The sequence below is a fragment of the Bacillus litorisediminis genome (assembly GCF_022808645.1).
GTDB lineage: Bacteria > Bacillota > Bacilli > Bacillales > JC228 > Bacillus_BF > Bacillus_BF litorisediminis.
The window spans coordinates 36,796-62,368 of sequence record NZ_JAKZKT010000005.1 but is presented as its reverse complement, the minus strand read 5'-3'; the positions used below and the strand labels follow the sequence as shown (position 1 = coordinate 62,368).

At 39.9% G+C, this 25,573-nt stretch carries 25 protein-coding genes and 1 riboswitch; of the genes, 17 read left to right on the top strand and 8 right to left on the bottom strand.

Going from position 1 to position 25,573, the window contains the following annotated elements; all coding sequences use genetic code 11:
* Positions 1–52 precede the first annotated feature (52 nt).
* Both MLE14_RS03970 and MLE14_RS03965 read right to left on the bottom strand, forming a co-directional pair.
* Complete coding sequence (locus MLE14_RS03970) at positions 53–1,609, bottom strand: ABC-F family ATP-binding cassette domain-containing protein (protein ID WP_243297015.1); 1,557 nt, start codon at positions 1,607–1,609, stop codon at positions 53–55.
* A 197-nt stretch (positions 1,610–1,806) separates the two neighbouring features.
* A complete protein-coding gene (locus MLE14_RS03965) occupies positions 1,807–2,877 on the bottom strand; it encodes a CotS family spore coat protein (RefSeq protein WP_243297123.1) in 1,071 nt (356 codons plus the stop codon).
* 402 nt (positions 2,878–3,279) lie between these two features.
* On the opposite strand from MLE14_RS03965, the gene MLE14_RS03960 reads away from it, so the two are divergent.
* The 4 genes from MLE14_RS03960 (at position 3,280) to MLE14_RS03945 (ending at position 6,435) form a co-directional block, all read left to right on the top strand.
* Positions 3,280–4,422, top strand: a complete 1,143-nt coding sequence (locus MLE14_RS03960; protein WP_243297014.1) for a glycosyltransferase family 4 protein — start codon at positions 3,280–3,282, stop codon at positions 4,420–4,422.
* A gap of 16 nt (positions 4,423–4,438) precedes the next feature.
* Positions 4,439–5,578: a CotS family spore coat protein gene (locus tag MLE14_RS03955; protein ID WP_243297013.1), complete on the top strand. Its 1,140-nt coding sequence runs from the start codon at positions 4,439–4,441 to the stop codon at positions 5,576–5,578.
* The gene (locus MLE14_RS03950; protein WP_243297012.1) at positions 5,556–6,095 is read left to right on the top strand and encodes a hypothetical protein; all 540 of its coding nucleotides are present in this window, start codon (positions 5,556–5,558) and stop codon (positions 6,093–6,095) included. Before MLE14_RS03955 ends, MLE14_RS03950 begins: the two co-directional genes overlap by 23 nt.
* A gap of 76 nt (positions 6,096–6,171) precedes the next feature.
* Positions 6,172–6,435 carry a hypothetical protein gene (locus MLE14_RS03945; RefSeq protein ID WP_243297011.1) on the top strand — a complete coding sequence of 88 codons (264 nt, stop codon included), beginning with the start codon at positions 6,172–6,174 and terminating at the stop codon, positions 6,433–6,435.
* A 54-nt stretch (positions 6,436–6,489) separates the two neighbouring features.
* On the opposite strand, the gene MLE14_RS03940 is transcribed toward MLE14_RS03945, so the two are convergent.
* Positions 6,490–7,653 carry a glycosyltransferase family 4 protein gene (locus MLE14_RS03940; RefSeq protein ID WP_243297009.1) on the bottom strand — a complete coding sequence of 388 codons (1,164 nt, stop codon included), beginning with the start codon at positions 7,651–7,653 and terminating at the stop codon, positions 6,490–6,492.
* A 102-nt stretch (positions 7,654–7,755) separates the two neighbouring features.
* Positions 7,756–9,045 carry a UDP-glucose dehydrogenase family protein gene (locus MLE14_RS03935; protein WP_243297007.1) on the bottom strand — a complete coding sequence of 430 codons (1,290 nt, stop codon included), beginning with the start codon at positions 9,043–9,045 and terminating at the stop codon, positions 7,756–7,758.
* Between the two features lie 276 nt (positions 9,046–9,321).
* On the opposite strand from MLE14_RS03935, the gene MLE14_RS03930 reads away from it, so the two are divergent.
* A complete protein-coding gene (locus MLE14_RS03930) occupies positions 9,322–10,176 on the top strand; it encodes a UTP--glucose-1-phosphate uridylyltransferase (protein WP_243297006.1) in 855 nt (284 codons plus the stop codon).
* A 36-nt stretch (positions 10,177–10,212) separates the two neighbouring features.
* Complete coding sequence (locus MLE14_RS22565; protein ID WP_243297004.1) at positions 10,213–11,226, top strand: L,D-transpeptidase; 1,014 nt, start codon at positions 10,213–10,215, stop codon at positions 11,224–11,226.
* A gap of 43 nt (positions 11,227–11,269) precedes the next feature.
* Here MLE14_RS22565 and MLE14_RS03920 read toward each other — a convergent pair whose 3' ends face one another.
* Entirely contained in the window at positions 11,270–11,782 is a 513-nt protein-coding gene (locus tag MLE14_RS03920; protein ID WP_243297003.1) for a DUF3231 family protein, read from the bottom strand.
* Between the two features lie 190 nt (positions 11,783–11,972).
* On the opposite strand from MLE14_RS03920, the gene MLE14_RS03915 reads away from it, so the two are divergent.
* Positions 11,973–12,404, top strand: a complete 432-nt coding sequence (locus tag MLE14_RS03915) for an SRPBCC family protein (RefSeq protein WP_243297002.1) — start codon at positions 11,973–11,975, stop codon at positions 12,402–12,404.
* Positions 12,405–12,453: 49 nt separating this feature from the next.
* Here the strand turns inward: MLE14_RS03915 and MLE14_RS03910 are convergent, their stop codons facing one another.
* Both MLE14_RS03910 and MLE14_RS03905 read right to left on the bottom strand, forming a co-directional pair.
* Positions 12,454–13,980, bottom strand: a complete 1,527-nt coding sequence (locus tag MLE14_RS03910; RefSeq protein WP_243297001.1) for an FAD-dependent oxidoreductase — start codon at positions 13,978–13,980, stop codon at positions 12,454–12,456.
* Positions 13,981–14,100: 120 nt separating this feature from the next.
* Positions 14,101–14,967 carry a TetR/AcrR family transcriptional regulator gene (locus MLE14_RS03905; RefSeq protein ID WP_243297000.1) on the bottom strand — a complete coding sequence of 289 codons (867 nt, stop codon included), beginning with the start codon at positions 14,965–14,967 and terminating at the stop codon, positions 14,101–14,103.
* 187 nt (positions 14,968–15,154) lie between these two features.
* Here MLE14_RS03905 and MLE14_RS03900 point away from each other — a divergent pair, with 187 nt between their 5' ends.
* The gene (locus MLE14_RS03900) at positions 15,155–18,274 is read left to right on the top strand and encodes an efflux RND transporter permease subunit (RefSeq protein ID WP_243296999.1); all 3,120 of its coding nucleotides are present in this window, start codon (positions 15,155–15,157) and stop codon (positions 18,272–18,274) included.
* A 670-nt stretch (positions 18,275–18,944) separates the two neighbouring features.
* Here MLE14_RS03900 and MLE14_RS03895 read toward each other — a convergent pair.
* Entirely contained in the window at positions 18,945–19,595 is a 651-nt protein-coding gene (locus tag MLE14_RS03895; protein WP_243296998.1) for a transcriptional regulator, read from the bottom strand.
* Positions 19,596–20,068: 473 nt separating this feature from the next.
* On the opposite strand from MLE14_RS03895, the gene MLE14_RS03890 reads away from it, so the two are divergent.
* The 9 genes from MLE14_RS03890 (at position 20,069) to MLE14_RS03850 (ending at position 25,570) form a co-directional block, all read left to right on the top strand.
* Entirely contained in the window at positions 20,069–20,797 is a 729-nt protein-coding gene (locus MLE14_RS03890; RefSeq protein WP_243296997.1) for an SDR family NAD(P)-dependent oxidoreductase, read from the top strand.
* The gene (locus MLE14_RS03885) at positions 20,797–21,831 is read left to right on the top strand and encodes an S-adenosylmethionine:tRNA ribosyltransferase-isomerase (RefSeq protein WP_243296996.1); all 1,035 of its coding nucleotides are present in this window, start codon (positions 20,797–20,799) and stop codon (positions 21,829–21,831) included. The genes MLE14_RS03890 and MLE14_RS03885 overlap by 1 nt, the downstream gene beginning before the upstream one ends.
* Positions 21,828–22,175 carry a VOC family protein gene (locus MLE14_RS03880; protein WP_243296995.1) on the top strand — a complete coding sequence of 116 codons (348 nt, stop codon included), beginning with the start codon at positions 21,828–21,830 and terminating at the stop codon, positions 22,173–22,175. Before MLE14_RS03885 ends, MLE14_RS03880 begins: the two co-directional genes overlap by 4 nt.
* Before the next feature lie 431 nt (positions 22,176–22,606).
* Positions 22,607–22,693: riboswitch (cyclic di-GMP riboswitch) on the top strand.
* Positions 22,694–22,857: 164 nt separating this feature from the next.
* Positions 22,858–23,205: a DUF192 domain-containing protein gene (locus MLE14_RS03875; RefSeq protein WP_243296994.1), complete on the top strand. Its 348-nt coding sequence runs from the start codon at positions 22,858–22,860 to the stop codon at positions 23,203–23,205.
* Positions 23,206–23,264: 59 nt separating this feature from the next.
* The gene (locus MLE14_RS03870; protein WP_243296993.1) at positions 23,265–23,462 is read left to right on the top strand and encodes a Flp family type IVb pilin; all 198 of its coding nucleotides are present in this window, start codon (positions 23,265–23,267) and stop codon (positions 23,460–23,462) included.
* 4 nt (positions 23,463–23,466) lie between these two features.
* Entirely contained in the window at positions 23,467–23,625 is a 159-nt protein-coding gene (locus tag MLE14_RS03865; protein WP_243296992.1) for a Flp family type IVb pilin, read from the top strand.
* Between the two features lie 126 nt (positions 23,626–23,751).
* Positions 23,752–24,267, top strand: a complete 516-nt coding sequence (locus MLE14_RS03860) for an A24 family peptidase (protein ID WP_243297122.1) — start codon at positions 23,752–23,754, stop codon at positions 24,265–24,267.
* Complete coding sequence (locus MLE14_RS03855; RefSeq protein ID WP_243296991.1) at positions 24,264–24,647, top strand: TadE/TadG family type IV pilus assembly protein; 384 nt, start codon at positions 24,264–24,266, stop codon at positions 24,645–24,647. Before MLE14_RS03860 ends, MLE14_RS03855 begins: the two co-directional genes overlap by 4 nt.
* 8 nt (positions 24,648–24,655) lie before the next feature.
* The gene (locus MLE14_RS03850; RefSeq protein ID WP_243296990.1) at positions 24,656–25,570 is read left to right on the top strand and encodes a pilus assembly protein TadG-related protein; all 915 of its coding nucleotides are present in this window, start codon (positions 24,656–24,658) and stop codon (positions 25,568–25,570) included.
* Positions 25,571–25,573 lie beyond the last annotated feature (3 nt).

Here is a 25,573-nt window from a genome sequence, read left to right as displayed (position 1 = left end):
GCTTTCCGCAGAAAAATAAGCCCCTAAACACAAAGTTTAGAGGCTCCTATGATTAAAACACCTTTGTCGTCCAAGTTTCACAGTTCCACACATCGGTTGCAATATCCTGATAAAACTCAGGCTCATGGCAGATAATCAAAACGCTGCCTTTGTACGCCTTTAAAGCACGTTTCAGCTCATCCTTGGCATCGACATCCAAATGGTTGGTCGGTTCATCTAAAACCAATAGATTGGTTTCTTGATTAATCAGCTTACATAAACGAACTTTTGCTTTTTCTCCGCCGCTTAGAACTTCAACTTTACTTTCAATATGTTTCGTTGTAAGGCCGCATTTGGCAAGAGCAGCCCGAACCTCATATTGTGTAAAATGCGGGAACTCATTCCACACTTCATCAATACAAGTGTTGTAATTAGCTTTTTTTATTTCTTGTTCAAAATAGCCTATATTTAAATATTCTCCCAGTTCAACTTGACCCGAAATAGGTTTAATTTCACCTAGGATACTTCGGAGCAAGGTGGTTTTGCCGATTCCGTTAGCTCCCATGAGAGCAATTTTCTGACCTCTTTCCATCCGCAGGTTGAGCGGTCTGGAAAGCGGGGAATCGTAGCCGATCACAAGGTCTTTTGCCTCAAAAATTAATTTTCCGGAGGTACGCGATTCTTTAAAGTTAAACTCTGGTTTTGGCCGTTCTGGTGCTAATTCAATGATTTCCATTTTGTCTAGCTTTTTCTGGCGAGACATCGCCATGTTTCTGGTTGAAACGCGGGCTTTATTACGGGCAACAAAATCCTTAAGCTCTGAGATTTCTTGCTGCTGTCGCTTGTAGGCAGCTTCAAGCTGCTGTTTTTTCACCTCATATACTTCCAAGAAATGGTCGTAGTCTCCTACATAGCGGTTCAACTCCTGATTTTCCATATGGTAAATGAGATTCACGACACTATTTAAGAACGGAATATCGTGTGAGATTAAGATAAATGCATTCTCATAGTCTTGAAGATAACGCTTAAGCCACTCAATATGTTTCTCATCTAAGTAGTTAGTCGGCTCGTCTAACAGAAGAATCTCAGGCTTCTCTAAAAGAAGCTTGGCAAGTAAGACCTTGGTTCGCTGCCCTCCGCTCAGGTCATGTACATCCCGGTCCAATCCAATGTCATCTAAACCAAGCCCTCTGGCAATCTCTTCAACCTTAGCATCAATTACATAGAAATCGTTATTAGTCAGCATATCCTGGATGGTACCGACTTCCTCCATTAGTTTTTCTAACTCTTCAGGAGTAGCACTTCCGATTTTTTCATACATCTCATTCATTTCTGCTTCTAAGCTAAACAAATATTGAAAAGCACTTTTCAAAACCTCGCGAATCGTTAGTCCTTGCTGGAGGACCGTATGCTGGTCCAAATAGCCAACCCGTGCGTTTTTAGACCATTCTACTTTCCCTTCGTCGGGTTCTAGCTTACCGGTAATGATATTCATAAAGGTGGATTTACCCTCACCATTAGCGCCGATTAAACCGATATGCTCTCCTTTTAGCAGACGAAAGGACACATTATTAAAAATGGCCCGGTCGCCAAAGCCATGACTTAAATTTTTAACGTGTAAAATACTCATGATTGATACACCTTTTCTTCTAATTCGTAATAAAGTAACTTCTATGATTGTACGATAAAAACAGTTATTTGGCTTTAGCAATTATTTGCAGAAGCTCCACAAATGAATTATACAGGGAAAATAACAGCGAAGATACCTCAAAATCTGAAAAGGACTGCGGGATGACTTATATACATCCGCAATCCTTTTCAGTTTAACTATTTATATTGAGCAATCAGCTCATTTAGAGCTCTTGATTTAATTCTTTCATACTCAAACGCCTCTTCCAGTTCGGTAACCAGCAGAGGGGACTTCCGTACATATCTTTCGCGAATAATATCATAGAGCTCATAAGGGAATAACATATCAATAAACATGATTTTCTTTTGTTCATTTGTTAGCGGGGTTACTGATTCGTACGCAGAGAGCATGATGTCAAACTTCTCATGATCCCATGTTCCATTTGTATCCAGAAGGGGCACAATCATTTTGCGCAAATCGCGTATTGGCAAATCAAATGAGACTGTATCCAAGTCAATAACCCAAATTTTCCCGTCGGGTCCAAGCAATGAGTTTCCAGTACCATAGTCTTGATGGCAAAGGTTTGGCTGCTTTTTAACAGCTCTAACCCATGAGTTATATGGAGAATCCAAGAGTCGTTTTAAAGTACTTTTTGCTTCTTTAATAATTGGATCAATTTGTTCTAAATAAGCGGTTGAAAAAGGATCATCAGGGTATTGTTGGGCTATCTTCTTCCAAGTTTCCATTTGTTGGGTCCTTTTAATCATATGGTTTGGCCAGCGTCCGAGTTTTGTAAAAACAGGAACGCCTGCAGGCGGGCGATATCCAATTGAAGCCTTGTGAAACTGAGCCAAACCTTTCATAATCATTTGAAGGTCTTCTGTATTGGTTAACTCGAATGGTCTTCCTTCGATCCATTCGTATACAACAAATAAGAACGGCCCAAATTTTGTATAGAGCTGATTCTTCTTATTTGGAATAATCCCTGGGACACGTGCTCCTTTTTTGGCAAGATAGTCTTGGGCGTAAATAGAGAAGAGGGCCTTCTTTTCAGGACGATGGATTCTTTTTAAGCAGATGGGACCTTTGCTTGTTTGAACCTTCCAGACAAGTGCCATTTGATTGCCCTGGATCACTTCAATTCCCTTGACATCGACATCCCATGAATTTAGAAGCGTTTCAGCTAAAGAAATAAGCCTCTGTTCCTCTTCAGGGGTAAGGGTTAATTCAGCAGTGTCCTCTTCGTTATCTGGAGACTCTATATCCATTTGCAGCGCTTTCGCTTTTTTTGATTTTTTATGCTTTGTTTCAATTGCCTCTGTGGACTCTATTTTCGCTTTACCCTTTTTAGCTCCATTTATTTCTTTATCCCTATTGGTTTCTATGGCAGCCATTACGAATGTATCCTTCAATATCGGTTTTGCCATTAATAAGGGTTTATCCTTCAATGAAATCACCTTCCTAATTTCCTTCTCTTGATAATGTATGGTAAAAGTCCATTTTCTGCTTTTCCAATTAGGCTAAAAATAAAAAATTGGGGGTTTTTCTCATTTTTCGTGCAAACGTCTAAAAGTTTTAATATGAAGGCACAATGTCTTTGTCCACTTCGTACGATAGTTTAGGGGGTACAAACTCCTAGAATAACATGTTCTAGAGAATGGAGGTTGGGTATGAAGATTGCCTTAATAGCAACAGAGAAGCTGCCGGTCCCTGCCGTAAGGGGAGGAGCGATTCAAATATATTTAGACTCAGTCGCCTCTGTTATGGCTGCTAATCATGATGTTACTGTCATTTCAATTACGGATCCTAGCTTACCAGACAATGAAAAGATAAATGGTGTAACATATGTCCGTTTTCCTGAAGATCAGTATATACAATCAATCATTGAACATATGAAAACTCATCAGTACGAGATTGTCCATTTATGCAATCGGCCGAACTGGATTTTACCTCTAGTTCAAGTTGCGCCTCAAACTAAATTTATTTTAAGTGTTCATAATGAAATGTTTGCACCTGAAAAAATCAGTGATACAGAGGGAAAGAAATGTATTGAGGCTGTCTCCAAAATTGTTACGGTCAGTGATTACATTGGCGAGACTATTACATCAAGGTTCGCATCGGCCAAAAGTAAAACGAGGACTGTGTACTCTGGAGTTGACCTTAATCAATATCAGCCGGCATGGACGGAAGAGGGGAAAAAACTGCGTGCGGAAGCAAGAAAGGAATTAAAGCTAGAAAATAAAAAAATCATCTTGTTTGTAGGCCGCTTAAGCAAGGTGAAAGGACCGCATATTTTGCTGCAGGCTCTGCCAAAAATTGTGGAGAAAGAACCTAATGCAATGTTAGTGGTAGTAGGATCCAAGTGGTTTGGAGACGATGAAGTGAATAATTATGTTAAGCATTTATATACGCTTGGTGCTATGTACAAGGACCATGTAACATTTATAAAGTTCGTAAGACCGCATGATATTCCGGCTTTATACGCCATGTCTGATTTACTGGTATGCTCTTCCCAATGGCAAGAACCATTGGCACGTGTTCACTATGAAGCGATGGCTGCGGGTCTTCCGGTTATAACTAGTAACAGGGGAGGCAATCCTGAAGTGATCGTTGAGGGAGAAAACGGATCCATCATTTATGAGTTTGAAAATCCAGATGCCTACGTAGAACCGATTGTTTCTCTGATCAAAAATGAGAGTAAGAGAATTAAAATGGGGAAAAATGGAAGGTCATTCGTTGAAAAACGTTTTAGCTGGGAGCACGTTGCCGTCAATCTCCTAAAAGTCTATGAAGAAGCGAGAAATGATTCTTGAGGAAGGGGGAGATACCATGGAAGAAAGGCAAGAATGGCAGACTAATAGTGAAAATGAAGAGGACGCCAAAGTCAAGAAAAAGGGAAGCACACTAACAAAAGGATACTTGAGCAAGGTTTTAAGTTACTATCCGTTTGAAGTAAATGATATCAAGCTCTTGGGCTCGAGGAGCGGCCGAACGACATGGGAAGTTGAAACAGATCAGGGACCAAAAATTTTAAAGCAGGCTGAGATGAAAGCAAATCGGATGCTGTTCATCGCGGATGCTCACCTTCATCTACAAAAAAATGGCCTGCCAATCGCACCTCTTTATCGGACTAAGAATGGCGGGTATTGTATTGGAACAAAGGAAACGGCGTTTGTCATGTATGATAAGGTGACGGGCACTGAAATGATCTATTACAACAAAGACCAGCTTTCCCGCGCGTTAGATTTTGCCGGAAAGTTTCATATTGCGTCAAAGGGCTTTGATGCAGCTGAAGGAGCAAAAACCCGTGGGCGATTAGGGAAATGGCATAAATTGTACAGATGGAAGCTACAGGAGTTAGAAGGAAATAAACAGATTGCCCTCTCCTTTCCAAATGATCCCTTTTCTATCATGTTCTTAGAGCACGTGGACAAAATGCTTGAGAGAGGCAGGAAGGCATTAGCAGATTTGGATCGGCCAGAATATGACCAATGGGTAAAGCAAACGATTGATGACAAAAGCTTTTGTCAGCAAGATTTTACATTTGCAAGATTAGTTGACATTAATCAGAAGACTTTTATGAGGGAACTTCATTCCATTACGTATGATTTGCCAGCCAGGGACCTCCGCATTATTTTAAATAAAGTGATGAAAAAAATGTCCATCTGGGATAAGGATCTCGCCATTCATATGCTTCGGTCTTATGATCAGGTTAATCCTTTAACAAAGGAACAATATCGGGTACTATGGACAGATCTAGCTTTTCCGCACCTATTCTGCTCGATTGCCCATAAGTATTATTTAGGGCAAAAACGGTCGTGGTCAGATGAAAAATATATCTGGGCCTTGCAAAATATTATTGCAGTGGAAGAATCGAAAGACGCTTTCCTTAAGGAATTTTCCAATGTAGTCAGTGAAATTAAAAATAAAAATGGAGGGAAGAGCGGTGGAAAAAAAGAAAAAAGCTAAAATTCCGAAGCTCGAAATTGAAAAATTTACATTCTCTCCACCTGGACGAATGGGTTGGAGTTATTCTGAATACGAAAGCATGATGGATAACCCAGAAAAGACCCTAAAAGAATCGGATCGTAAAGAAAATCAAGTTGAGCTAACCGCCGAATTAATGGAATTTCCCTTTGGTCTTAACACGGAATTTAACTGGGAAGAAGAGATGGAAACAGCAAGTGCGGCTATAAAGTTGGAAGTTGAGTCAGCTGAAGAGATATGGAATGATGATTTTGCCGCTAGTTTTAATGAACAGTACGATGAATCAGTAGAATCTTTAGAATCATACGATTATGTGAAACAGGCGGAGGTTGAATCAGCAGAAGATTGGGATGAAGCTGAGGAAATCGAGGAAATCGAGGAATCAGCAGAAGAAACGGTGGCAAAGGAGAAAAAACAAATTATCGTTGTTACAATGGAACCGCCAAAGCCGCCATGGATCGCCAATAACCTGAAAAGAGCGAAAATAATTAAAAAATAGGCACTTAACCAGACCTAATCAGGGCACATGTCATATACTGTTGATGAAAATTAGGAAATAGGAGGGAGTCATACCCATGCAAGTAATGAGCGAGCTAAACACAAATTTAGAGTTTGATAATGGCTTATTTTCACAACTTCTATCTGAAGAGGATATTATGGAAGAATTTTTGCTTTCTGATGATGACGAGTCATCTGATGAATCCGGGGAAGAATCAGGAGACGAATCAGGAGATGAATCATCTGATGAATCAGGTGAAGAGTCAGGTGAAGAATCTGAAGACGAATCATCTGATGAATCAGGAGAGGAATCAGAAGACGAGTCTGAAGATGAGTCATAAAATGAATATCATAACAAAACCCTTTTGAGGTCTTCAAAAGGGTTTTTAACTGATTTAGAAGGGGGTAGTATCAGCAAGAGCATCGATAGCCTGAAAATAAACAGATTGATATCGGCTCGCTACATGCTTAAAATCAAATTGTTCTTCTGCGGCTTTTCTTCCATTTTGAGCGAGCCACCTGCCAAACCCCGGAAGGTCCAGCATTTCATTAATGACACGGGCATACTCAAACGGATTTTTATAATCTTTTATCAATAGACCATTTTCTTCATCCTCGATGACTTCTGCATTGCCGCCGCGATCTGTAGTCATAATCGGAACTCCGGCTGCCATTGCTTCATAGTGTACACGGGCGAGCGGCTCATTCCACTGAGAACTGCAGACAAATAAATCTCCCATTACATACATATGATAAATCTCGTTGGCTGGAACAAATTTAGTAAATATAACATGATTTTCATAAGGAGAGGCAAGTGTATGCAAATAACGCACATATTTATTGACCCGATTATCACTAAACCATTTTCCTCCTACAATGACTAGTACCGCATCTTCATGTTTGGGCAGGATGTATTTCATAGCCTCGATCAGGATATGGGGCCCTTTGGAAGGGCTTAGGCGGCCAATAAAAAGAATAACCTTGCTCCTTTTTGAAATTCCGTATTTTTTTCTCATTTCGTTTCGGATTCTTTGCCCCTCCTTGGTCCAGACCGGCTTAAATTCATTTAAATCAACTCCGGAATACACAACAGACGTCTTTTCCTCTGCTTCTGGAAACCTTGCGATAATGGTATCTTTAATAAATTGACTGACTGTCGTGATGGCTGTTACTTGTTCAATTGTCTTTTTACCTTCCTCATCGGATATCTTATTCTCAGCAAACATTTCATTATGAACACTTAAGATGAATTGGCTGGAAGGGCTAGCCTCCTTGTAAAGAGGAATGTGCCTCGGCCGATTGCATACGTGAATAATATCAAAGGTATGATTCTTAAGTTCCTCTGCTACAGAAAAACGATAGCTGCTTCGGGGAAACCGGTAATAGGTGACCCCCTCTTTTTGTTCAAAGTCCGGTAATGCAGGGTCTGTTATGGAAAAAATTGTAATATCATGCTGTTCCTTTAAATAGGGGACAATCCCATCAATCATCATTTGAATAGCCCCCCCTTTTACAGCGGGAGAGGGCAATTTTTCAGTACATATAAAGGCAATATTCATGGACTTTTTTCACTCCTATTAAGGCCGGTGAAACTGATTTAATGCCTTTGTTATTGATAATGGGAACCACATAAAATGAACGGCTCTTATGAATAAGTCTATTCATACCCTCCCGACTCCAATATAGCGTAAACCATGTTTTCTGATTTCTTTAGGATCTATACAGTTTCTTCCATCTATAACTAGGTCACCCTTCATCCAGGTTTTGACCTTTTTCCAGTCTAATGTTTTAAAGGATGGCCAATCGGTTGCGATAAAAAGGCAATCGGCATCTAGTATCGCGTCAGCGATTGTTTCAGCCTGCTTGGCTGTCTTGAGGCCTTCAGTCGGAAGGATAGCCTTTGGATCATAAGCCATTACATTAAACTTAAGAGCATCCAGCTTTTGAATAAGAGCAACTGCGCGTGAAGATCGTGTATCGTCAGTATTAGGTTTAAAGGCAATTCCTAGAACAGCCACTTTTTTGGTCAGCGAGTCACCAATATACGAATGGATCTTATCAATATATACATCAAGCTGGGTTTCATTTACAGACTGGACTGCCTCTAAAATTGGTGTTTCAACCCCTCTTTGTTTAGCTGAGTGGATAAAGGAGCTTACATCTTTCGGAAAGCAGGAGCCTCCATATCCTACGCCAGCCTGAAGAAAATGTTTACCAATACGCGGATCTAACCCAATCGCTGCAGCTACGGATGTAACGTCAGCCTGATAGCGGTCACAAATACGTGCCACTTCATTAATAAAGGATATTTTAGTGGCTAAAAAGGCATTGGAGGTAAACTTTATAACTTCTGCATCATTTAAGGTGGTGACAATCATAGGGGCCTGAATCCCTTTGTAAATTTGTTTCATAATCTCTAAAGATGTCGTATCGCCGTGCTGCAAACCTATGACCGTTTTATCTGGGTGAAACATATCATGAACCGCTGACCCTTCCCGCAAAAATTCAGGGTTTGAGACGATTCTAAATAGACCAGGTGATACCCCTTTTTTGAGTAAAAGTCTGTGAATCATTTCATTCGTGCCTAAAGGAACCGTACTTTTGGTTATGACTGTCTTTTTAGAGGTGATATTAGCTGCTAAATCATCTACAACCGACATCACATAAGATAAATCCGTGCTTCCATCCGGTAAAGGGGGGGTTCCCACACATATAAAGATACAAGAGTTTTTTTGAATGGCTTCTCCCACATCATCAGTAAAGGTAAGCCGATTTTGATTCTTTTGAATAAGCTCAGAAAGCCCCGGTTCAAAAATAGGGGACTCTCCCGAGTTCAATGCCTGAATTCTCTCTTTATTTTTATCCACACAGGTTACATGATGGCCCAAGTCCGCTAAAACAGCAGAAGATGTTAGTCCAACATAACCGGCTCCAATCACACAAATATCCACTTCATATCACCTTCCACAAGACCTAGCTTTTACATAGTATTAGAAGGGATGCTTGGCTTGTGACTGTTTGCATCATGATTATAAGCAAAATAGAACCTCCTCAATCAAAATAACTTTGCCTAAATAACCTTATCATGTAGCAGTCTTTGATCGTTTCATGATCCATTATTGTTATATTTTTCTTTCTCAAGAAAGAGCCCTTTTTTGTGCGGATGACTATCTATCCGATATGTAAATGAATAGAATATTCCAAACAGGCTGAAGGGGAGAGTCGTTGTGATAAAAAAAGCAGTTATTCCAGCAGCTGGCTATGGAACAAGAAGCCTACCTATAACAAAAGTAATCCCAAAAGAAATGTTTCCTATTGGTGAAAAACCAGCGATTCAATACATTGTAGAAGAAGCAATAGCTTCTGGAATTCAGGAGATTTTAATCATTGTTTCTCGTGCGAAAAACCTAATAGTGGATTATTTTGATCACTCATTAGAGCTAGAGGCTTTTTTAGAAAGGAAAAACAAGGATCATTTATTAAAGGAAATGGAGATTCCTAATATCCAAATTCATTATACGAGACAGCCCTATGCAAGAGGACTCGGAGATGCAATTCGGCTTGGGTCTAGCTTTGCTCACAATGAACCATTTGCCGTCCTTCTTCCTGATGACATCGTGATTTCCCCTGGCGATCCGGCTCTGCAGCAGTTAATTACGGTTTTTAATGAAACTGGCAGTAGTGTGATTGGACTAAAAAAAGTACAAAGAGAATTGTTAAAAAATTACGGGGTTGTAAAAGGACAGCTTATTCAGCCGGATAGGGTCAAGATTGAGAGTCTTGTTGAAAAGCCTCTTGAAAACCCTCCATCTGATTTGGCTGTGGTAGGCCGATACGTCTTTACACCTGATATTTTTCAATACCTCGAGGAACTGAAACCGGGAAAAGATGGCGAGTATCAGCTGACAGATGCGATTCAACAATTAACTGAGGAAAACGATGTTTTTGGAAGAATTATCGAAGGTGACCGATATGATATTGGCAATACAAATGAGTATATCCGTTTAATTAATTTTATTCATGATCCCCAAAGAAAATCTAGATATTTTATTAATAAATCTAGCAGCAGAAAAATAGACTAGATTAGGCATTTTCATTCCTTTTGTAGGGGGATTTATGTGGGGGAGAAGGAAAGACTAAGGCCAGCATTAGGGAAAAAGGATATCATCTTGTTGGCCAGTATTTTTTATTTATTAGGAATTGTAACTGCCATTCTGGTTTATATGTTTTTTTCGTTGAGTACAGAAGCAAAAGCTGAACAGCCAGATCAATATAGAGAATTATATATTGAGGATATTGTTATTAGCAGTAATCCTTCAGAGAAGGAAAGAGAAATTTTAAAAGAGCAAGAATATCAGTTGTGGGAAGCGGCGACCGTCCTAAGAAGTGCTTTATATCAATACGTTAAACAAACGAACAAGTTCCCCGGAGACTTATCTGTATTAGTGCAGCCATTCCCATCCAATTATCTGTCAGCCATTCCCAAAGAACCGCTTACCTTTTCGGATGTTGTCGCAGATACCTATACAGGCTCAGGAGGATGGGTATATCAGCCGGTAGCGTTTGATATAGAAGATGAAGCCATGCTTAAGCAAATGATTGAAGTTATCCTATACCCAAATTTAGAATTGGACAGAGTAGAGTTTCCTGATTTTGAACCTTTAGAAATCACCGTCAATAAAGGCAACAATGAACTATGGCTGATGTCAGGTAAAACTCTGCTTCAAAAGTACCCAGTTGGACTAGGTAAGAACGGAAAGACACCGGAAGGAACTTTTCAAATAGAAATAAAAATGATGAATCCCAATCGCGCTTTTACGCCTGTTGAAAATAACCCATACGGAAAAAGAGCATTAGTATTTGCTTCGAACTTTGCGATTCATGGAACCAATAACCCAGAATCCATTGGTCAAAATGTTTCAAATGGCTGTATTCGGATGAATAATCAAGAAATTGCTGAATTATATGCAAAGGTTCCGCTGTATACAAAGGTTGAAATTAAAGAGGATGGACCCTGGACCGAATCAGTAGTCGAGCCATTAAATGAAGAAAGGAATTTTAAAAAGATTTATAGCGAAATCGATCGTCCAAAAGAAGAAACCTACAAGGTCTTTTATAATTGGTCTGGGTAACTATAACAAATTTAGGGTCTGACCCTATGGCAGACCCTTTTATTTAACAATCTTCAGGTGTATTTAAATGAAGTGGCGGCGGAATTAACCATCCTTTTTCTTTGTTTAGACGCAATAATTTTGCCCCGTATTGCGCCTTGGTCATATGAAATTGACCGAACATCATCGCAATATCTTCGCGCACAGATTGAGCGATTGCCTGACTGCAAGCGATGAGACCCGCAGCAATGTCTGCACTAACCATTGCACTTACTTCCGGGTCATTGATGCGCGCACCCGGCGGAATACTTTCAACTGTTGCAAAGGGGCGCTCTGGCGGTGCAGGAGGCAGGGCAATCCCATTTACCTTCAAAATTTCTTCAAGCTTTTCTTCTTCGCGCTTCATATCTTGAATAGAATCGGTTAATAACTTTTTAAGGTCTTCGTCTCCGGTGTGATTGATGAGCGTTTGGTATCCGGCAATCTTACCTTTGGCTGCTGCTAAAAATGAAAAAATAGCAAAAACCTCACCGTAATGTAAAGGTTCATTTTGTGGACTTCCGCTTAAAACTCCCATTATAACCCTCCCTATTTTTTTAAGGTTCATTTTAGTCTCCTCTTTCATGCAATTTGAGACAATGTTAGTATCTTCTTTTTCAATTAAAATATTCTAAAAAATAGTTGTCGTCTCGTTATCGAAATTTAGTGCCAAATAAGGTATATATAAATAAAAAGGTTCTCGATTAAAAGTGAAGGGGACGGTTCAAATGTCTTATACCGATACAATTGAAGTAAATAAACCGCTGAAAGAGGTCTTTGCAGCTGTAAGTAATGCTGAAAATGGTCCTCACTTTTTTGATAATGTTGAAAAAGTGGAAAAGATTACGGATGGGCCGATTCAAATCGGAACCAAATACAAAGAAACCAAGCAGATCCGCAGCTACAAAGCTGAAGCTATTCTTGAAGTAGCGGATTATGTCACAAATAAACAATACAAGGTAAAAAGTGAACCAAATGGACTCATTGTATGGAATGAATATACCTTTACGCCTACAGAACAGGGAACGAAAATTGAGTTCAAAATGAAGATTCAAACAAAAGGGATCCGAAATCTGCTAACAAGGCCCATCATTGTGAACATTCTAAAAAAAGAGAATGAAACTCACTTATCCAACATCAAGAAATTTTTAGAGGCCTAGGTAAAAGAAAAAGTGCCAGCATTTTAGAAAATACTTGGCACTTTTATATTTACTCCACCTTTTTCAGAGGTTTATTAGTAGGTCCTTCAATAACTTCTCCATCAATGGAAAAACGAGACCCGTGACATGGGCAATCCCAGGTGCGTTCCCCGTGGTTCCATTCCACCTCACACCCCATATGTGTACATGTGGTATCGACCATATGGACTTTGCCGTCCTGATCTTTGTATACTCCTGTCCGTTTTCCATTCAAATTAATAACGGCACCCTCATTCAATTGAATATCCTCTAATTTTTTACCAGCATATTCAAGCTTTCCTGCAAGAAGGTGTCCGGCTACATCTGCATTAGTCTTGATAAATTCCTTTATACTCGGATCCGCATAGAATCGGGATGGTGTAAAAAGATCTGCATATGGATTATCAACCTCTTTAATCAGATCTCTAATCAGTAAGGCAGCCACAGTACTGGAGGTCATCCCCCATTTTTTATATCCGGTTGCTACAAATATATTGGGAGTGTCCTCCGCAAAATGACCGATATACGGAATTTTATCTAACGTATAGAGATCCTGGGCCGACCATTTATGGGTGATTTCTTTAATGCCAAATACATCGTTGGCGAATTGTTCAAGATCCTTATAAATGGAAAGTGTATCAGGACCCTGACCAGTTTTATGGGTCCCTCCCCCGATTATTAAAAGCTTTTCGCCATTTTCGAGCGGGGTATAGCGCACGGAACGGATCGGTTTATCTACACTTAAATACATTCCCCCTGGAAACTCCTTTTCCGCCCGAATACTGACAACATACGAGCGGTCCGCATACATTCTCGAAAAATATAGACTTTTTTTATCTTCGTGAAAAGGGAAATGAGAGCACATAATCAGATATTTACTTAATACTTCATGTCCATCACGGGTAATAACTTTTGGATGCTTACCCTTTTCCATATCAACGGCTACCGTATTTTCATAAATTTCCCCGCCTTGTTCCCGGACAATCGCAACAAGCCTGGATAAGTATTTAAGCGGGTGAAATTGAGCTTGGTTTTTCATAATTAATGCTGTCTTAATGGAAAGATCGAATGGAAGTATGTCAACCATTGCTCCTGGAATACCAAGCTTTTGATAAGCCTCATATTCTGTATCGAGCTTTTTGGCATATTGGTCAGTGGTGGCGTATAAATAGGCATCCTCTTCACTAAAGTCACAATCAATCTGGTGGCTTTGAACGGTTTCTCTAATAAATTGGATAGCTTGTGTGTTTGCTTCATAATAGGCACGGGTACGATCTTTGCCAAAGTGACTAATGAATTCGTCGTAAATCATGTCGTGTTGAGCTGTGATTTTAGCAGTGGTATGACCGGTGGTGCCATTTAAAATTTGATTCGCCTCTAAAATGGCGACTTTAAATCCTTCCTTTGTCAATAAATAAGCGAGGGTAATACCAGAAATTCCGCCGCCTACAATGGTTACATCAAAGAATTTATTTTCCTCTAATTTCGGAAAGGAGGGGATATCAGCCGAAGATCTCCAAAAGGGTTCGGGTGACTGGTTTTTTCTTTGATCAGTCATGAGAGGTGTACCTCCTAACAAATATGTGATAGTTGTATTTTTTTCTAAATTTAGGAAAGTATGTATCCGCGAGACAATAAAAAAGAGCAAACACTAAAATTCAAAGTGTTTACTCTACTCTTAAATTTGGAAATAGGATTCAATTTGCTGCTTTAGCGGCTCTAGTACAGAATAGCCAGAGAGATTAGCTAGCATCCCTTGAATAACGGGAATCCGCGGAGAGTCATTTTGTATCTCTTCTACTATTACATCTAATGTAACCTGGATGCGTTCCTGATCGGGGTGGTTCATAAAAGAGTTCTTCGTTTCATGAATCATTTTAATAAGATCTTGTTGATCTGAAATCTTCTCTTTATGGTACAGGTTCAACAACCGTTCCATTTTGTCAGATTCAATGATAGCTGGCTCCTGGGATTTTTCCAAGCCATGCACAATATCTTCAGTCCTGTTAAAGATAAAGGCTGCAATTTGTTTTGTATCCAGTTTTTCTGTATCAAAAAGCATTACGCCTAGATAAGACTGAAAAATTCCCTGAATTGAAATGATTAAATCCCAAATAAAAGGGGAGACCCGCTCTCCATAAATATCCGTTAGTGCTTTTTTATATAAAAGGAATGACTCGGCCCGCATTTTAAGAATAATCATTTCAATATCCTTATTAAAAGGGACTGTCTGTTCCCTTGTATGCATTAAAATAAAATCTTTATGTTTTTTGATTTCCTCCAATTGCACATATAGCTGTTTAATGAATTTTTCCTTTGGATCTAACCCTTCTTCTTCAATCGCTCTAACTTTTCGGTTAATCCGTTCGTAATAATATTTGAAGATTGAAATCATTAATTCCTCTTTTGATTTGAAATAAAGATAAAATGCCCCTTTAGAGATCCCCGCTTCATCTGCAATTTCCTGAACTGAAGTGGACGAGAACCCTTTTTTCGCAAACAATTTCATGGCTTCTTCGACAATTCGTTTTTCTTTTTCCTTCATGTTCTCTCTCCTAAACTTCGAGATTCACATCTTCATTATGTCACACTTTTTTCACAAATCTAAACCGAAAAGTTAACTTTTTTCTTCCTTTATCAATTATTATAAGAATTGACACAGAACTGACTGGTCAGTTATAGTTTATACTGTTATGACTGGTCAGTCAATCCAGTGAAAGAGGGGTTCTAACATGAAATCGATCATCAATTTTGTATTGAAGAATAAATTTGCCGTATGGCTGCTCACGATCATAGTTGTAATAGCAGGTCTATATTCCGGCATGAATATGAAGCTCGAAACAATTCCAAATATAAATACGCCGTTTGTAACGGTAACAACGATATATCCCGGTGCATCTCCTGAGGAGGTTGTAGAAAATGTAACAGAACCAATTGAGCAGCGAATCAGCAGCTTGAATGGAGTAGATTACGTAACATCCTCCTCTCTTACAAATGCTTCTAGTATCCAAATTATGTATAACTTCGATAAAGATATAGATGAAGCAGAAGATGAAATAAAAGAGGCTCTTTCCTCGCTTACATTTCCTGAAGGAGTGCAAGAGCCTTCTGTATCTCAGTTAAGTTTTAATGCTTTTCCAGTGTTGGGCTTAAGTGTGATGAACGATGAATTAGAGCTCTCTGAGCTTACGGCACAGGTCGAAGAATCTATCGTGCCAGCTCTTGAAGGATTAGATGGAGTTGCATCCGTACAGGTTTCTGGTCAGCAAATCGAAGAAGTTCAGCTTACCTTTGATCAGCAGAAGCTTGCGGAGTTAGGATTAGATGAGGAAACGGTGAGAGGAATCATTACGGGCTCTGACATTAGATTTCCGCTTGGCATGTTTGTTCTCGAAGGGAAAGAGAAGTCTGTCGTATTAGATGGGGATTTTACATCAGTAGAAGAATTGAAAACACTTGAAATCCCTATTATCCCAAGTTCACAAGCTGTCCCGCAGATGGGTGAGCCGCAGCCTGGAAGCACTGAGGCAGGAACAGGCAATTTCCAGCCGACCCAGCTTCCGACCGTCGAATTAGGGGAAATCGCCAATATTGAAGTGGTAGGGCAGGCGGAGTCTATTTCCAGAACGAACGGCAAAGAGGCTATTGGTATTAATATTGTAAAAGCCCAAGATGCCAACACGGTCGATGTTGTAAATGCAGTAAAGGCAGAAATGGAAGATTTAGAAAGCAGGTTTGACGGTACCGAAGTAGTCGTGACGCTGGATCAGGGAAAACCAATTGAAGAATCAGTTAATACCATGTTAAGTAAAGCTATCTTCGGTGCTCTTTTTGCTGTTTTGGTGATTTTTCTTTTCTTGAAAAATATCAGAACAACCTTGATATCTGTAATCTCAATCCCGTTATCCTTACTTATTGCAATTTTAGTCCTGCAGCAGTTAGATATTACATTAAATATGATGACTCTAGGGGCTATGACAGTTGCGATTGGCCGGGTTGTCGATGATTCAATCGTCGTGATAGAAAACATATTCCGGCGAATGGCTTCCCATAATGAAAAGCTTAAAGGCAAAGATCTGATTCGGGAAGCAACCAAAGAGATGTTCATGCCGATTATGTCCTCGACGATTGTAACGATTGCTGTATTTCTGCCTTTAGGATTAGTGCAGGGAATGGTAGGAGAATTATTCTTGCCGTTTGCCTTAACCATTGTATTTGCTTTACTTGCCTCATTACTTGTGGCGATTACAATTGTTCCAATGATGGCACATTCGCTCTTTAAAAAAGGAGTCAAAATAAAGGAAGGCAAAGCTGAAAAAGGACCTGGCAAGTTAGCTGCTGCCTATAAAAAAGTTCTGCAATGGTCCCTTAATCATAAATGGATCACATCAGGAATTGCTGTGCTCTTACTGGTCGGAAGTCTTGCACTGCTTCCGTTAGTGGGAGTAAGTTTCCTGCCTGAGCAAGAAGAAAAAATGGTGATCGCAACTTTTAATCCTGAACCAGGCCAAACGATTGATGAGGTAAAGGAAATGGCAGCTGAGGCAGAGGAATATTTTCTCGCAAAAGAGGATGTGGATACGGTTCAGTTTTCACTTGGCGGAGAGAATCCGATGAACCCTGGTGCATCTAACCAAGCGTTATTCTTTGTTTTATATGATCCGGATACTGAGAATTTCAGTGACGAATCACAGAAAGTAATCGAGGATTTACAAAGCATGACGGATGCTGGTGAATGGGGTTCTATGGAAGAAATGATGGGCATGTCTAGCAACCAAATTCAAGTAAACGTTTATGGTGACAGCATCGATGAAATTAAGCCTGTCATAGAGGACCTTCAGGATGATATAGGCAAGATTGAAAATCTAGAAAATGTAGAATCAAGTGTTTCCGAAACATTTGAGGAATACACACTAGCAGTTAATCAGGAAAAATTAAGTCAATATGGATTAACGGCAGGTCAGGTTGGAATGGTATTAAATCCAACTTCAGAAAGACCAGTTTTGACGACTGTTGAGAAGGACGGAAAGGAACTCAATGTTTATCTTCAAGTGAGTCAGCAAGATTACGAGAACATTAACGATATACTGGATATGCCGCTTCAATCCCCACTGGGATTACCAGTAACTGTTCGAGACGTTGTGGAAGTCCAGGAAGGGGAAACATCTGATACGATCACAAGAATGGATGGCCGCAATTACGCACAGGTTAGTGCTGATATTGGCACAGATAACGTAGCAGAGGTTTCTGCTGAGGTTCAGACGATTATCGATGACATGGATTTGCCTTCTGGTATCGAAGTTTCCATGGGCGGTGTAACAGAAGATATTGAAGAATCCTTTACTCAATTAGGGTTAGCAATGCTAGCGGCGATTGCAATTGTGTATTTGGTTCTCGTCATTACCTTTGGCGGCGCCTTGGCACCATTTGCTGTTCTATTCTCCTTACCGTTTGCGGTAATTGGCGGAGTCGTAGCCCTCTTAATTTCTGGAGAGACATTAAGTATTTCGGCGATGATCGGAGCGTTAATGTTAATCGGTATCGTAGTAACGAATGCCATTGTATTAATTGACCGGGTCATTCATAAGGAAAATGAAGGTCTTTCAACGAGAGAAGCCTTATTAGAAACCGGTACTACACGTTTAAGACCTATTTTAATGACTGCCCTAGCCACGATTGGAGCCTTAATCCCGTTAGCAATTGGTGCAGAAGGCAGCGGATTGATTTCAAAAGGTCTAGGCGTAACCGTTATTGGCGGATTAGCAAGCTCAACCCTATTAACATTGATTATCGTGCCAGTGGTTTATGAAGCATTAAGTAAATTGAAAAGGAAAAAACGAGATTTGTCATAAGACTTCGGGCAGAGAGTTCGCTGAATAGCGAGCTCTCTTTTTTCGTACTTTATATGCCTTTTTTTGAAGCCGGATCCTGGTTCCGCTATTTTGAGGAAAAACCGTATTCCAAGGGCTGAAACGGATCCTGGTTCCGTTAAAGGGACAAAATCAATCAAATATGAAGGTGAAAAAGGCCAATAGCGGAACCAGGAACCGAAATTAAGTTCCAAATGAGGAATTTATAATGAATAGCGGAATGAGGATTCATTATATTAGCAGGGCCTGGATCCTGGTTCCGCTATTTTGAGGAAAAACCGTATACCAAGGGCTGAAACGGATCCTGGTTCCGTTAAAGGGGGAAAATCAATCAAATATAAAGGTGAAATGGCAAATAGGGGAACCAGGAACCGAAATTAAGCTCCAAATGAGGAATTTATAATGAATAGCGGAATGAGGATTCATTATATTTAGCAACCCGGATCCTGGTTCCGTTATTTTGATGAAAAACCGTACTCCAAGGGCTGAAACGGATCCTGGTTCCGTTAAAGGGTCAAAATCAATCAAATATGAAGGTGAAAAGGCAAATAGCGGAACCAGGAACCGAAATTAAGCTCCAAATGAGGAATTTATAATGAATAGCGGAATGAGGATTCATTATATTTAGCAACCCGGATCCTGGTTCCTCTATTTAATTGAAACTAAGCTTATACGTTCGCGCTCGCTCTTCACCACTGACAACAATTAGTATTTGTTGTTCTACCAGTCTGTGTAAGATTTTACGGGCATGGCGATCACTGATGTGAAGGTGTTTTGCAAGTTCAAGTGGAGTAATCGGTTTTAGCATGCGGCGGGAAAAGCGCACAGCCTCCGCTTCTAACCAAGATAAATGTGAAGGTACTTCCGTTGAAATGAATTTGCCGATAAAGGCGAGGATGAGCTGCTGACATTGTTTGGGTTCGTCCTTTATGGATAAGTAAGCAATGGGTAAAAAAGTCCAACCGTCAAGAGTTAACAGGGAATGTCTCCAACATAGGTCTTTAAATCTTCTAACATCTAGATCTCTGGCATGGGGCCCGAATCCTTGAATTTCTATTCCGCCTTTAGCATCTCCAGGCATATAGGCGAGATCAAGATAACGGTATCCATTGTTAAAGTCGCGCACTTCCCATTCTGGATACAAGTGATCAAAGTTACCGATAGTGGGATACCATATCTGACGAAGGAATTCAACGGTTCCATGTCCCAATCCTTTTTTCAATAATTCTCGTCTCCTGTGATTTTTTTCTTCGGAAATATTTTTATTGAGCCAGTCGTTCAATGCTTGCTCAAATGGTAGCACTATTAAGCACCATCCTTTTGCGTATAAATTTGATTAATTGGGTTTTTAATGTTTCTGAAGTAAAAAGTGAGGCAATTGCAGAATGGCAGTAGAGAAGGGTTAATCTATCATCACTAATAGATAATAGACATAGTAACTTATGTTTGCAAAATTAGCAATATAAAGTTTAGTGTGAAAATGATAGTTCCTGTAAAAATAACCTCTGCCAAAGCATTCATAAATCAATCATCGCTGGCGGCGGCCTAGTTTCTGTTGCTGAAATGGTGAAATAAATTGTAGATGCAATTCAATCAGATCTTTATTTTAACTGTAACCATGAATTTATTATCAATTCTATTCCTTTTTCATACTCCAAAAGTTGTAGAACAGACTACTTCGATTTTTGTAGAGAAACATCACCCGGATTGACGAGGTTTCCTTTTGTTTTTTTCTATACGATAAAAACAAAGATAACAAAAGGGGATGTGCAAGTAATGAAACTGACAAATCGAGTGGTTATGATTACAGGTGCTTCAAAAGGATTGGGGAGGGCTCTTACTCTGGCGTTTGCAGAGACTGGCGCTAAGCTTGTAATTTGTGCCAGAGGTGAGGAGAAGTTAATGCAAGTAAAACAAGAGGCAGAAGCCGTTGGTGCAGAGGTATTGGCTGTTGCCGCAGATATATCTGATGCAAAGGATGTAGAGAGATTTGTTTCTTTAGCAGAAATTCAATTTGGAAAAATTGATGTATTAATTAATAATGCTTCCATTTTTGGACCTGGCCCTTTATTTCTAGCTGATTATCCAGACGAAGATTTTGCTGAAGTTATTCGTGTTAATATTCTTAATCCATTTTTAGTAACAAAAAGGGTTTTGCCAGGGATGCTTGCTAATGGAAAGGGTTCAATCATCAATGTCACATCAGAAGCTGGGCAAACAGGTTTTGCCGAGTGGGGTGCTTACGGAATCTCAAAATTTGGAGTAGAAGGTCTGACCCAAACATGGGCAGATGAATTGCAAGATTCAGGTGTCCGGATTAACTTGGTGGATCCTGGTGAAATGGATACAGAGATGCATCAAACAGCTGTACCTGACTGTGACTATGAATTAGCGAGACCGGAAGAAATAGTAGATGTGTTTTTATACTTGGCTTCTGAGGAGTCTGCAAGCGTAAATGGGCAAAGACTGAAAGCGCAGGAGTTTAAATTTGGGAGGGTACAATAATGGCAATGTCAATCCATGGTTCCTTTCAAATCCCAGCCTATTTACATGCAATCGCGCCAGCAGAATATCGCGGTTTACGGAGAAATCAGATAAGGATGATGGTGTTAGACCGGGAAACCGGCCATGTCGAACATGCTTCCTTTAATGATATTCTGCATTATCTGTCACCAGGGGATCTCCTTGTTTTCAATAATAGCCGAACCATTCCAGCTAAATTAAAAGGTTCACAAAAACAAGGTGAAGACATTGAAATCAGACTTTCAAGACAAATTTCCGATACACAATGGGAAGGCATAGTCTTAGGAGATTATGATCAAAACCGGCCGATAGAACTGTCAGAAGACCTTTTTGTAAAAGTAAAAAGAAGTGCGGGGCCTTTAGTTCGACTGTCCTTTTCAAAAAAAGGCATCGCTTTACTGAATGATTTTTACAAGCTAGGTGAACCGATTCGTTATGAATATATTAATCAGCCATGGTCGCTTGAGGCGTATCAGACCGTATATGCGTCAATCCCGGGTTCTGTTGAAATGCCCTCTGCCGGACGGGCTTTCACATGGCAAATGTTACAGGATTTAAAGGCGAACGGAATTCGAGTAGCATTTCTTCAGCTTCATGCGGGACTCAGCTATTATGAGAACGATACATGGCCAATTCCCGATCAGCATCCGGAAGCTTTTCATATTCCATCTAGTACCGCAGAATTGGTAAATGAAACAAAAGCATCCGGCGGGCAAGTCATTGCGGTCGGAACTACAGTAGTCCGTGCTCTTGAAACGGCGGCATCAGAACGAGGAGAAGTTTTAGGAACAAAGGGTGTAACAAGACTATATATCAATAAAGATTATGAATTAAAGGTGGCTGATGGTCTGCTTACAGGCTTTCATGAGCCCGAAGCAAGTCATTTAGATATGCTTACTGCTTTTATTGAAGAAGAGAAATTAATGAACGCTTATCATGCCGCCATTGAAGAAAGCTATTTGTGGCATGAATTTGGTGACGTAAACTTGATCCTCCCTGGGAAGTGCCTGAGATGAAGTGGCATCATATTGGTTTACACGTAAGTGAGTTAGAACGATCCAGTTCTTTTTATCAAACACACTTTGGGTTTAAAGAGGAAATTAGATTTCAGTATGAGGAAGAACAAATTGTCTTTCTGACAAGAGGACCGGTTCGGATTGAATTGATACAGAGTGAAATCGATGTTCAAAAGACGGAAATGATTCATTTTTCTTGGCAGGTTAACGATTTGGATATATGGATGGATCAATTGAAAATTCATCCAATCGATGGTCCCATCTCCTTGCGGAATGGGTGGAGGGCAGTATTCTATCAGGGACCGGATCAAGAAATCATTGAATTATTTCAGGACATCAGTTAAAAAATAGCCAATTTGGTATGTATTTATCAAAAATCAGGCGAATCGGACTAGACTCAGAACAGGACTAAAGCCACCCTTGAATATTGGTAAAATTAGAAAATTGTTTAAAAACCTCCTATTTTGTCGAGAAAAGGGGGTTTTTTGTTGGATTTTTTCGAAAAATCGGGTAGAAATGTCCGGGTTTTCTTGCCTAAAACATTTCCGTTATTTGGTAAAAAGCGGTTTATAAAAATGATTAGAAATACCTATTAAGAAATTACGTAATTTTCCTTGTATTTCTAAAAAAAGGAAATTAGGATAAAAAGCCCTACTCAACAGGGGAAGCTGGGCCACAAGAATATTGAAAAAATTGTGAAAAATGGTTGATTTCTTTTCGATTTTGTCGAATATATGATGAAATCAAGAGATCAGTCGGAATTAGATACAGCTGAATCTCGAAAAGGCAAAGTTGGTGAAAGCCAGCGACGCAAAACTACAGGGGCTACGGTGTTGATACACTAAGCCAGCCAGTTACCGAAAGATGCAGGGTGTCGTGTGACCATTTAAATTAGAGATACTTTTACTGTAATTATCTATTATTTGCTAACGATCTAATCTCTGATAGAAATGGAAACGACAATGGTTTAGTAACCTCCCTTTCGGTAAAGGCGGGGTTATTTTTTATGGGAGCGGAGGTGAATAAGTGAAGCTGGTCAACTTACGCAATGATTCGATCATTGCCGAACAAATTAATCCTGCCTATCAATTTTTCAAAAGGCTGCAGGGATTAATGTTTACGAAAAAACTCGACGTAGGAGTTGGCTTGCATATCAAACCCTGCCGATCAATTCACACATTCTTCATGAACTACACCATTGATGTTTTGTATTTAAATGAATCAAATGTCGTTGTAGCCATTGACGAATCGCTTGAACCAGGGAAGGTTGGGAAGCTTTATTCAGACGCACATTCAGTTGTAGAGCTTCCAAGCGGAACAGTCCAAGAGACTGGAATTAAGGTAGGAGATGAGCTGCTTTTTCAAACAGCATGAGTCGGAAGCTCCTGCAAAATTATTAAAATAAAAAACATTTAAATTGGAGGAATTTAAAAATGGTAGAAAAAATGAAAGCTTTATTCGTTGAAGAAGAAGGACAAGGTATGACTGAGTATGGGTTAGTTTTAGGGATTATTGCGGTAGCTGCTGTTGGGGCGCTAGTAGCATTGCGTGGAGAAATTGTTGAAATGTTTAATAATGTCAAGGCTGCTGTAGAAAACCGTCCTACTGGCGATGGAACTTCTGGATCATAATGATATGAAAAAAATGTGGATGGATGAAACAGGCCAAGCAATGACAGAGTATGGGTTGCTCCTTGGTCTGATTACAATCGCTGCATTCCTATCTATCTTTACTCTTCGAGGAGAAATTGTAGAAATGTTTGAGCAAGCCTATCAAGTAGTGGCATCAAGATAGCTCCTTGAAGATCGGAAACAATCTTTTTTAATAATGTAAAAATAGTCTTACGTGTAACGTGAGACTATTTTTGCATGATAACAAATTTGGCCTCTTCAAAAATGGGGGTGAGATCTTGTGAGTATTATGATTGACCTTTTATTATGGGGTGTTTTGATTGTTTGTGTCATCACCGATCTAAGAGAAAGAAGAATATATAATAAAGTGATTTATCCAGCCCTGGTAATAACGATTACCTTACATCTAATAGATTCAGGCTTTTATGGATTGCTTATGAGTGTTCAAGGCTTTGCAATAGGAATGGCGCTTTTATTAATACCTTACTTGCTTGGGGGGATAGGAGCGGGGGATGTAAAATTACTCGCTTTAATAGGAGCAGTAAAGGGAACGATGTTTGTTCTTATAACTGCAGTTTATATGGCTTTGATCGGAGGAGTGTTAGCACTTGGAGTGCTCTTGTTTAGAAGAGGAGTACTGGTAAGATTGAAAAACATATTTTATTCTTTAGGCGGTTTAAGATCGGGAGTAAAAATCCCCTTAGCGATTGCAAAAGATGATTATAAGGCAACGTATCCTTATGGTCTCGCAATTGCTGGAGGGGCTGCATTAAGCTTTATGTTAAGTGGGGTGAGTCTGTTTTGATTCGGGATGAGAAAGGACAGTCAATGGTTGAAATGGCACTTATATTACCTTTACTTTTGCTGCTGTTGGCTGGAATTATTGATTTAGGAAGAGTTTTATATACAACGTCACACCTGCACCAAACATCACAAGAAGCAGTCCGGCTTGGCGGTTTAGGAAAAACCGATGAAGAGATTCAGCAATTTACGAAGAATCACTTTCAGCTAGGTGACTCAGCCCTGTTACAAATTGAGATTACCCCAACCGATGATGTACGAAAATCGGGGGAGTATGTCAAAGTGTCCATTGACTACCCACTAGAGATGATTACTCCTATTCTGAACAAAGTGATTCCAAACCCTGTTACAATCCATGCGGATTCAACAATACGGGTAGAATGAGGTGAATCATGAATAGATTACGAGAATTATGGGAGAATGAGTCAGGAAATGTCCTTGTTTTGGTGTCATTATCATTAATGGCTCTCCTCGCAATGACAGGCTTGGTCATAGATGGAGGTATGGTGTACCAAACAAAAAGTCACCTGCAAAAGGTTGCCAATGCTGCTGCTCTTTCAGGCGCACAAGAGTTAACAAATAATCAGGAGAAAGTAGAAGAGGTTGTGTATGAGACTCTAGCTAAAAACGATCAATCGGCAGTCTTGAAAAACCTTGATATTACTATGGAAGAGAAAGTTGCGGTTGATCTAGAGGTTCCCGTATCATTAGCTTTTTCAAAGTTATTCGGTATGGATCAGGTTATGGTCAAAGCTCATGCCGCTGCAGAGCTGAGAACGATGGGAAGAGCTGCTGGTGCTGCACCTCTTGGGATTGATAAATCGATACCACTTGAGTATTACAAGGAATATGAGTTAAAGGTAGATCAGCATGATAACGATACAGGAAACTTTGGGGTGCTTGCTCTAGGCGGAACGGGTGCCGATACATACGAATATAACTTGAGGCACGGATACCAGCAAGAGATACGGGTTGGAGATATATTAGAGACGCAAACGGGTAACATTGCTGGTAAGACTCGGACAGTTGTCCGGGAACGGGTAAACGGCTGCGAAGAAAACCCACGTGATGTCAACGTCAGAGAATGCTCTCGAGTTATTTTAATTCCTGTTTATGAACCAATAGATTATCAGGGTAATCAATTGAAACAAGTAAGGATTGTAGGCTTTGCCTATTTTTATATTACAGATCCGATGGACGAAAATGACACATCGATTAGAGGAATGTTTATTGAACGGGCTGGGACGGGCTATGAGGAGCCAGGAGCACTCGAGCGTGGTGCTTTCAGCATTAGATTAACAGAATAATAG